Raw genomic sequence first — 7,982 nt, forward strand, 5'->3', positions numbered from 1 at the left:
CAGCTTCGCCGTGTGAGTGGCTTTACCCTGGCCGAGGTGCGTCGCTATGGCCAACAGGCCATTGCGCCCGGAAGCCACGTTGTCAGCGATGGTCTCAACTGTTTCCGGGCCTTTGACACGGCCACCTGCGTCCACGAGCGCCACATCACCGGAGGCGGTCGTGCCCGCGTGGCGAATCCTGAGTTCAACTGGGTCAACACCCTGCTCGGCAACGTCAAGAACGCGATCACTGGCACTTACCACGCTATCCGGGGGCAGCATGCCCCTCGCNACCTCGCTGAGTTCGAATACCGCTTCAATCGGCGCTACGATCTCAAAGCCATGCTTCCGCGGTTCCTGACAGTAGCCGCCCGGACACCGCCTATGCCCTATAGGCTGCTAAAGATGGCTGACTCTTATGCGTAATCAGGAAAACTGATGCTCTCGTAACTTTTGAGAGTCCCGATTTAACCGCACAAACTGACGAAGTTCAATAATGTTTAATGTAGTTCAATGAATGAAGGAGGCTCCGCTGTGGGCGACATTGCTAAAGACGATTATCAAACCGACTATGTGGTAGGACAAGACAACATCGAGAAGTTTGGTTTTGACATACACAACGTTGTGTTCCCGGTGACAGCGCTGCTTATCATCCTGTTTGTCGTAGGAACACTGATTTTCCCCACAGCATCAGGGGAATTACTTGCTAGCGCCAAAAACGGTGCTATCGCAATTTTCGACTGGGGCTTTCTGCTCAGCGCAAACTTTTTCGTTCTTCTCTGTTTCGCTCTGATCGTCATGCCGGTCAGTAAAATCCGTATAGGCGGTCAGGACGCCAAGCCGGAATTCTCCCGGATGTCCTGGTTTTCGATGCTGTTTGCGGCCGGCATGGGCATTGGCCTGATGTTCTGGTCCGTGGCCGAGCCGGTGGCTTACCTCACCGACTGGTATGGCACCCCGCTGGGCGTTGAGCCCAATACACCGGAAGCCGCGAAGTTGGCCATGGGTGCGACCATGTACCACTGGGGTCTGCATCCCTGGGCAATCTACGCCATCGTAGGTCTTTCCCTGGCATTCTTCACCTATAACAAGGGCTTTCCCCTGACGATCCGTTCGGCTTTCTTCCCGATCCTGGGTGACCGTGTCTGGGGCTGGCCTGGCAACGTCATCGATATCATTGCGGTTCTGTCAACCATCTTCGGTCTTGCCACCTCCCTTGGTTTCGGTGCCCAGCAAGCAGCAGCCGGTCTGGCCTTTCTGTTTCCCGAAGCGATCGAGGGCGGTCTCAACGTTCAGGTTGGCATCATTGCCGGTGTTACGGCCGTTGCCACCCTTTCCGTCATTCGCGGTATTGACGGCGGCGTAAAGCTGTTGAGTAACATCAATATGATCATTGCTGGTCTGTTGCTGGCGTTTGTCTTCTTCGCAGGTGCAACCCTGGGAATCATCGAGCAGATGTGGACAACCACTGCGGCCTATGTTGGCAACATGCTGCCCCTGAGCAACCCCTTCGGTCGTGAAGAAGATACCACCTGGTTCCATGGCTGGACGGTGTTCTACTGGGCATGGTGGATCTCCTGGTCACCCTTCGTCGGTATGTTTATCGCCCGGGTCTCCAAGGGGCGCACGGTTCGCGAGTTCGTAATTGCGGTTTTGTTGGTCCCCACCGTGATCAGTATTGTCTGGATGAGCACCTTTGGTGGCAGCGCCCTGGCGCAAATTCAGGCAGGCGTGGGCACGCTTGCGAGCGACGGCTTGACTGACGTGTCTCTGGCCATGTTTCAGATGCTTGAAAATATCCCCTTTACCGCGATTACTTCCTTCATGGGCATAGTGCTGGTTCTGGTGTTTTTCGTGACATCATCGGACTCAGGTTCGCTGGTTATCGACAGCATCACCTCTGGCGGTAGAATCGATGCCCCCAAAGCCCAGCGTGTTTTCTGGGCGGTTACGGAAGGCATGATTGCAGGCGTATTGCTGTTTGTGGGCGGCGCAGATGCCTTGAGCGCGCTGCAAGCCGGCGCGGTCAGTGTTGGTCTGCCGTTCACGTTCGTTCTGTTGGGGATGTGCTATAGCTTGATGAAAGGATTGAACCATGAGCGCCACCTGCTGATTGCAGAAGGCAAAATGACGTAACCAAGGAAGGCCGGCGATTAGCCGGCCCTTTTCACTGCCAATACCGGTAACGTTCAAAGAAAAAAGTAAGAAAAATAAAAAAGGGGCCTTCTTCAGAGGCCCCTTTTTTGTTGCAACCAGTTTTATTACAGCCCATTGCTATAAATATCCAAACTCCGCCATAGCATACTTGACCCGTTTCTCGGGCGAATAGTGCGGTCTTCGCAGCGCCTCCACTTTCTGCAACCGCGGCCTGAGACCCCGGCCATTCGCCATCTGGATTGCCAACCCGGGGCGAGCATTGAGCTCCAGCAGCAGCGGTCCCTGCTGAGCATCTACGACCAGATCTACGCCCATGTAGCCCAGCCCCGTCGCTTCGTAACAGTGGGGTGCCATGATCAGCATCGTCTCCCAGTCCTCAATGACCAGATTTTCCAGCGTAAGCCCGTTGTCCGGATGCAGTAGAACCGGACGATTATACTGAACGGCATTCAGGCCCCTGCCAGTGGCAATGTCCAGGCCCACGCCCAGGCCCACGCCTACCGCTCCCTGGTGAAGGTTTGCCTTGCCGTCGGAGGCTCTGGTAGCAAGTCTCAGCATAGCCATGACCGGGTAGCCCTGAAAGACCACAATGCGGATGTCTGGTACGCCCTGAAACGAATAGCGCGCCAGATCCGGTGTGGACTGCACCAGGTTTTCGACAATGGCCACGTCAGAGGCGCCTGCCAGCGAATACAGCCCCGCCAGAATGTTGGTCAGGTGTCGTTCAAGCACATCCACGCCAATACGGGCACCGGAGGCTTTGACGAATTCGTCGCCATCGCGCCCGGTGACCACGGTGATACCCTTGCCTCCAGAACCCTTGGCAGGCTTTATGGCAAAGTCGGCCAAATCCGCGGACATTTCACGGAAGTGGAAAATTTCGTGTTGTTGGCTAACAACCTGCAAAAGGCGCGGTGTTTTTACATCGTATTCAGCCACCACCAATTTGGTTTTAAGCTTGTTGTCTACTAACGGGTAGGAGGTCCGATCATTGTAGCGGGCAATGTAATCCACATTGCGCCGGTTCATGTTCAGCATGCCCAGGCGGTTCAGGGTAAACGGAGATATCCAGCCCATATTAGTCGTACACCTTCATCGGTGTGAAACGGCGCAGTTCGCTGAGTTTGTAGCCGGTGTAATTACCCATTAGCAGAATCAGGCCCAGAATAACCAGGTGCAATTCGGGGAAGTTGAAGGTCAGGTGTCCGGCCAGCGGTGCGCTCATCAGCAGGTAGGCGCAAATGGCGACCACCGACAAGAATGCTACCAACCCGGGTATTAAAGTGGTCTGCACAAACGCTACCGCAATCAGTACTGGCATGAAGGTGCCGGAAGTGGGAATGCCGATCAACATGCGCATGAAGGCCACCACCCGGCGTTCAGGGTCCTCGACGTTTGATTGAAGAATTCTCACCCGTCGCGAGACTTCTTTTTCCAGGGTCAGCAGCTCTTCGCTGCCGGGCTCTTTGTCACCAGGTACCGGCACATCAAAGCGCACCCAGTTGCTGCCGTCGCGCTCGAATCTCACAATATTTCGCGCGTCAATGGAAGAGGTTTCGGCGCCGCTGTCGATACGGGCGTTGTAAACGGTTTCCGCTGCGGTCAGGAAGAACTTTTCAACTTCGCCCACAATGAGTTTGCCTTTGAGCTGACTGGCCACGGCCTTGGCTGCGGTAGCCGCGGGGCAAGCCTGCTGTTTCGGCACGGGGGGGGCATTCTGGTGCTTTAACTTGGGCGCTTATAGCTTGCAGAATGGTTTCGGTAGATGCGGTTTGATCGTTGATTGCTTGCTCGAAGCGTACCTTGGCGTTGTTTTCTATGGTGACCAGCGTAGCCCGCTGGTTTTGCACCGAGGTGTTCACGGTTTCCAGATTGGATTTGGGTACCATAAAGTACTGATCTGCCGAACAGCCGGCCAGGCTCGTTAGTATCACCAGCAGTGGCAGCGCCAAGTGGACGTTGCCACCAGGCTTTGACCCCATGAAACCCTTGAAACCCATGAACTACCCCTGAAGAAAATGACAAAAAAGTGCCCGAACTGACAGGTCAGCGGCACGAAACGACTGTGTGATGGTGTTTAGGCGCAGTATACAGCAACTCACGGTAGCGATTTGTTTACAGATGATTAAGGCGACGTGTATCCCGTCAGCAACAATGGCAAATGAATAGGTTAAACTTGTCAGTGAACTGTTCTAATGGTTATACCGCAGGAGTAAATGCCCGTGCTTGAAACCTTCAGCCAATGGGTGGCTGACCAACCCGTGCTTGTGCTCTCGCTGATGGCGGCGATTTCTATTCTGGTACTGATATTAGCCGGATTGCTGCAGCGTGCCGGGCAAAATAACCGCCGCCTGCTGGCCGACTACAACGATCTGAAACTGGCATTAAGAGAGCAGCAGATAATGCTGGCCCATGAGCGCCAGTCGGCGGCGGAGAAACTGGCGCTTCTGGAGCACAATCGCGATGCGCTAAAACAGGAATTCGAGAATTTGGCGAACCGTATATTCGATCAGAAAAGCGAGCGCTTCAGTCAGCAGAACCAGAGCAGTATGGATACGCTGCTAAAACCGTTTCGTGATCAACTCAGCGATTTTCGACAGCGCGTCGAAACGGTACATGCCACCGAAACCCGCGACCGCCAGGCTCTGCGCAGCGAAATAAAATCGTTGCAGGAACTCAATCGGCAGATTACTGAAGAAGCCTCTAATCTGACGCGAGCGTTAAAAGGCGATAAAAAAATACAGGGTAACTGGGGCGAGTTGATTCTGGAGCGGGTGCTGGAAAGGTCCGGGTTGCGCAAAGGTATTGAATACGAAACCCAGGGCAGCTACCGCGACAGCGATAAACAGCTGCTGCGGCCAGACGTGGTGGTGCACCTACCGGATAACCGCAACCTGGTGATAGATTCCAAGGTGTCGCTGGTGGCTTACCAGCAGTGGGTTATCAGCGACGAAGGCAGCGCCCGTGATGCGGCGCTGAAGCAGCATATGGACGCCGTGCGCAATCACATTCGCAGCCTGAGCGATAAAGATTACAGCCAGCTCAACGGTTTGCGTTCACCGGATTTTGTGCTGCTGTTCATGCCCATTGAACCGGCTTTTGTGGCAGCTTTCCAGCACGACGACAGTCTGTTTTCAGAAGCCTTTGAACGTAAGATTATTGTGGTGACGCCCACCACCTTGCTGGCCACCCTGCGCACCATCGAAAACATCTGGCGTTACGAGCGCCAGAGCCAGAACGCCCGACTGATTGCGGAACGGGCGAGCGCAGTTTACGATAAATTGCGGGTGTTTGTAGAAGCTATGGAACGCCTTGGCAGCCAGTTGCACACCGCTCAGGGCAGCTACGACAGTGCGATGAACACCCTGACCCGCGGCCGCGGCAACCTGATTTCACAAGCCAACCGCTTTGTGGAATTGGGAGTGCGGGTAAAAAAAGAACTGCCCAAGGCCGTCACCGAACAGGCCGAAGTTGACCCTGAAGCCGGCTCTGGCCTTGATTCCGCCTTTGACTCAGAGCCCGCCCTTGACCGTAACAAGAGCGTCTCCGATACGCCAGGGAACACTGAGCCGGGCGCCGGCGAATCCATTGAGGAAAACAGTTATGGCAGCAACACCGTTTAAATTTTCTGGTTGCCGGGCGTTGGTCGTGTGTGCCGTGTTGTACGCGGGCAGTGCTATGGCGCTGCCCGCGGAGCACGAAATTCGCCGCTTGATGCTGGCGACCGAGCAAGCACTGGCCGCTGAAAACTGGGACGACGCCAGCGAATACCTAGGGCGTTTACAGCAGCTAGACGGCGAGCGCCCGGTGGATTTTTATTTCTACCGCGGCCGGGTGATGCAAAAGTCGGATCTGTTAAACGAGGCTCAAGCCTCGCTTGAGGTGTATGTCACCCGCGGAGGCAAAGAGGGCCAGTACTACAAACAGGCGCTGGAGCGAATTACTGAAATAGAGAAGCTGCGCAAAGACCGCGCCTTGGCAACGGTGACCAATAATCCGGCAACACCGTTGCAGCCGCGAATAGCCATCATTGAAGCCGCTGAAGGGCAAAGTGCGGCGGATCTGAAAAAACTGTATTTGGCAGACAGTGAGGAGCAGGCGTTATTGATGCACCTGAACAGTGTTTTGCAGTTGTCAGGTTGGCGCGAAGACAAAACCATTGTGCAGTTGGACCAACCAGCAGACATTCGTTATCAGGTTGAAAGACGCAACAGCAGCCTGCTGATTCAGAAAATTACCCGCCAGCAAGGCACCATGCTGCGCAAAAGCCAACAGATTGACGTTTACGGCATTAGCCCGTTGGTAAAATGGGATTGCGAACCAAGCCTGGCCACTTGCTGGGTGTATGACCCAAGAGACGGTTCGCGGTTGTTTCAGCTAGGCGCTAACCAAGGCCAAGCGGAAGACATCGCCCGCACGCTGGGGCGTCTTATCCGCAACTTACAGGCCGCCGGCAAGCAGGTGGCCTTGCCACCTGTGTCCGGTTAAGTGCTGTTTTAGCAGGCTTAGCTAAAACGTGAGAAGTCTGGCTTACGCTTTTCTATAAAGGCGCGAAAGGACTCGGCCGCCTCTGGTGACTTCAGGCGTTCGCCGAACAGCGCGCCTTCTGCCCGCATGGTTTGTTCCAGCGCCTCCAGATTGGGTCGTTTTAGCAGCTCTTTGGTAGCGCGAATGGCCGCTGGTGCCTGTGCAACCAGTTTCTGACAAACCTCCCAGGCGACTGCTTCCGTGTTCTCAGGTTCGCACACGCGATTGATGATGCCCAGGCGCAACGCCTCTTCGGCACTAAAACGACCACCCAGCATCAGCAGTTCGGCAGCCCGTACGCGGCCAATCCACATGGGCAGTAAAATGCTGGAGCCACCTTCGGGACAAAGGCCAAGGCTGGCAAACGGCATTTGAAAACCGGCGTTGGTGCCTGCCATAACCATGTCGCAGTGCAGCAGCATAGTCGTGCCAATGCCTACCGCTGGCCCGTTAACCGCCACAACTACCGGTTTGGTCGCATTAACCAGCACAAACAGAAAACGGCCCACCGGGGTTTCGCGGAAATCACCGGGCAAGCCTTTGGTGAAATCGTTAAGATCGTTACCGGCGGTGAAACACTCATTGCTGCCGGTAAACAGAATGCAGCGAATGTCCTTGTCGGCTTGGACTTGCTCGATGGCGTCGGCCATGCTGGTGTACATAGCGTGGGTAAGGGCGTTCTTGCGCTCTGGGCGATTCAGGCGAACGATTAACACCTGGTCTTTTTTCTCAATCAGAATAGGGTCTGTCACGGTGTCTCCCGATACTTCTTTGTTAGTTTGCAATGCATGTTAACCGCTTTTCATCGCATTCTTCACCAATTTTAACGTTTTTTAGTCATCAGCAGGCACAGCGAATTGGCTTGCAGTCGCACCCCGCGCGCGGATGAATTTCTGGTAAACTTTGCCTTCTGATTTGCCAATATATTCTTGTAACGACCGTTGATGAGGCGACTATGACCACCCTGATCCACCAGGAAGACCTGATTGAAAGTGTAGCCGACGCGCTGCAGTTTATTTCCTACTATCACCCGAAGGATTTTATTCAGGCGGTGTACGAGGCTTATAACTCAAGTTTCGGGGTTCAAATCCAACCAATAAAGGTGAACACTTCCTCATTCTAGGGCTTCTTGGCGTAAGGTGAAACTATCCATTTGCATGACTTGCGTAAAAAAAGCCACAACCGTTTGGTCAATTTTGCTTAGCACGTCATGTTTTTCAGTATCCGTTAAATTGGCCATGTCATTTAACGCACCGGCAATGAGCGCTTTGAATAACCCCCACAACTTACTGGCAAAATTCAGGCAGCTTAAACTCTCT

Annotated in this window: 7 protein-coding genes and 4 pseudogenes; 5 read left to right on the forward strand and 6 right to left on the reverse strand. The window is 54.3% G+C overall.

The annotated features are described in order from the left end of the window. Together A3OI_RS22410 and A3OI_RS0117845 are read left to right on the forward strand one after the other, a co-directional pair. Nucleotides 1-405: pseudogene (locus tag A3OI_RS22410) on the forward strand (IS1595-like element ISMrsp2 family transposase); the annotation flags it as partial. 108 nt (nt 406-513) lie between these two features. Further along, entirely contained in the window at nt 514-2,115 is a 1,602-nt protein-coding gene (locus tag A3OI_RS0117845; RefSeq protein ID WP_018405577.1) for a BCCT family transporter, read from the forward strand. 138 nt (nt 2,116-2,253) lie between these two features. Here A3OI_RS0117845 and A3OI_RS0117850 read toward each other — a convergent pair whose 3' ends face one another. The 4 genes and pseudogenes from A3OI_RS0117850 to A3OI_RS22420 form a co-directional block, all read right to left on the reverse strand. Continuing rightward, nucleotides 2,254-3,213, reverse strand: coding sequence for an alpha-L-glutamate ligase-like protein (locus A3OI_RS0117850; protein ID WP_018405578.1), 960 nt, complete (start codon nt 3,211-3,213; stop codon nt 2,254-2,256). A 1-nt stretch (nt 3,214) separates the two neighbouring features. Continuing rightward, nucleotides 3,215-3,508, reverse strand: a pseudogene (locus tag A3OI_RS24515) (7TM domain-containing protein); the annotation flags it as partial. A gap of 48 nt (nt 3,509-3,556) precedes the next feature. After that, nucleotides 3,557-3,841, reverse strand: a pseudogene (locus A3OI_RS24520) (putative ATP-dependent zinc protease); the annotation flags it as partial. Continuing rightward, nucleotides 3,753-4,136 carry a hypothetical protein gene (locus A3OI_RS22420; protein WP_081622976.1) on the reverse strand — a complete coding sequence of 128 codons (384 nt, stop codon included), beginning with the start codon at nt 4,134-4,136 and terminating at the stop codon, nt 3,753-3,755. The gene A3OI_RS22420 and the pseudogene A3OI_RS24520, both read right to left, overlap by 89 nt. Nucleotides 4,137-4,352: 216 nt before the next feature. Here A3OI_RS22420 and A3OI_RS0117860 point away from each other — a divergent pair, with 216 nt between their 5' ends. Together A3OI_RS0117860 and A3OI_RS0117865 are read left to right on the forward strand one after the other, a co-directional pair. Continuing rightward, nucleotides 4,353-5,759 carry a DNA recombination protein RmuC gene (locus tag A3OI_RS0117860; protein WP_018405579.1) on the forward strand — a complete coding sequence of 469 codons (1,407 nt, stop codon included), beginning with the start codon at nt 4,353-4,355 and terminating at the stop codon, nt 5,757-5,759. Next, on the forward strand, nt 5,740-6,624 hold the full coding sequence (locus tag A3OI_RS0117865; protein WP_018405580.1) for a hypothetical protein: 885 nt from the start codon (nt 5,740-5,742) through the stop codon (nt 6,622-6,624). The genes A3OI_RS0117860 and A3OI_RS0117865 overlap by 20 nt, the downstream gene beginning before the upstream one ends. Before the next feature lie 17 nt (nt 6,625-6,641). Here the strand turns inward: A3OI_RS0117865 and A3OI_RS0117870 are convergent, their stop codons facing one another. Further along, nucleotides 6,642-7,415 carry an enoyl-CoA hydratase gene (locus tag A3OI_RS0117870; RefSeq protein WP_018405581.1) on the reverse strand — a complete coding sequence of 258 codons (774 nt, stop codon included), beginning with the start codon at nt 7,413-7,415 and terminating at the stop codon, nt 6,642-6,644. A gap of 203 nt (nt 7,416-7,618) precedes the next feature. On the opposite strand from A3OI_RS0117870, the pseudogene A3OI_RS0117875 reads away from it, so the two are divergent. After that, nucleotides 7,619-7,729 (forward strand): annotated as a pseudogene (locus A3OI_RS0117875) (fumarate hydratase); the annotation flags it as partial. Between the two features lie 48 nt (nt 7,730-7,777). Here the strand turns inward: A3OI_RS0117875 and A3OI_RS23285 are convergent. After that, nucleotides 7,778-7,982 (reverse strand): hypothetical protein (locus tag A3OI_RS23285; RefSeq protein ID WP_040475212.1); only part of this gene is annotated, 205 nt, incomplete at its 5' end.

It is taken from the genome of Marinobacter gelidimuriae (assembly GCF_000372805.1).
Classification (GTDB): domain Bacteria; phylum Pseudomonadota; class Gammaproteobacteria; order Pseudomonadales; family Oleiphilaceae; genus Marinobacter; species Marinobacter gelidimuriae.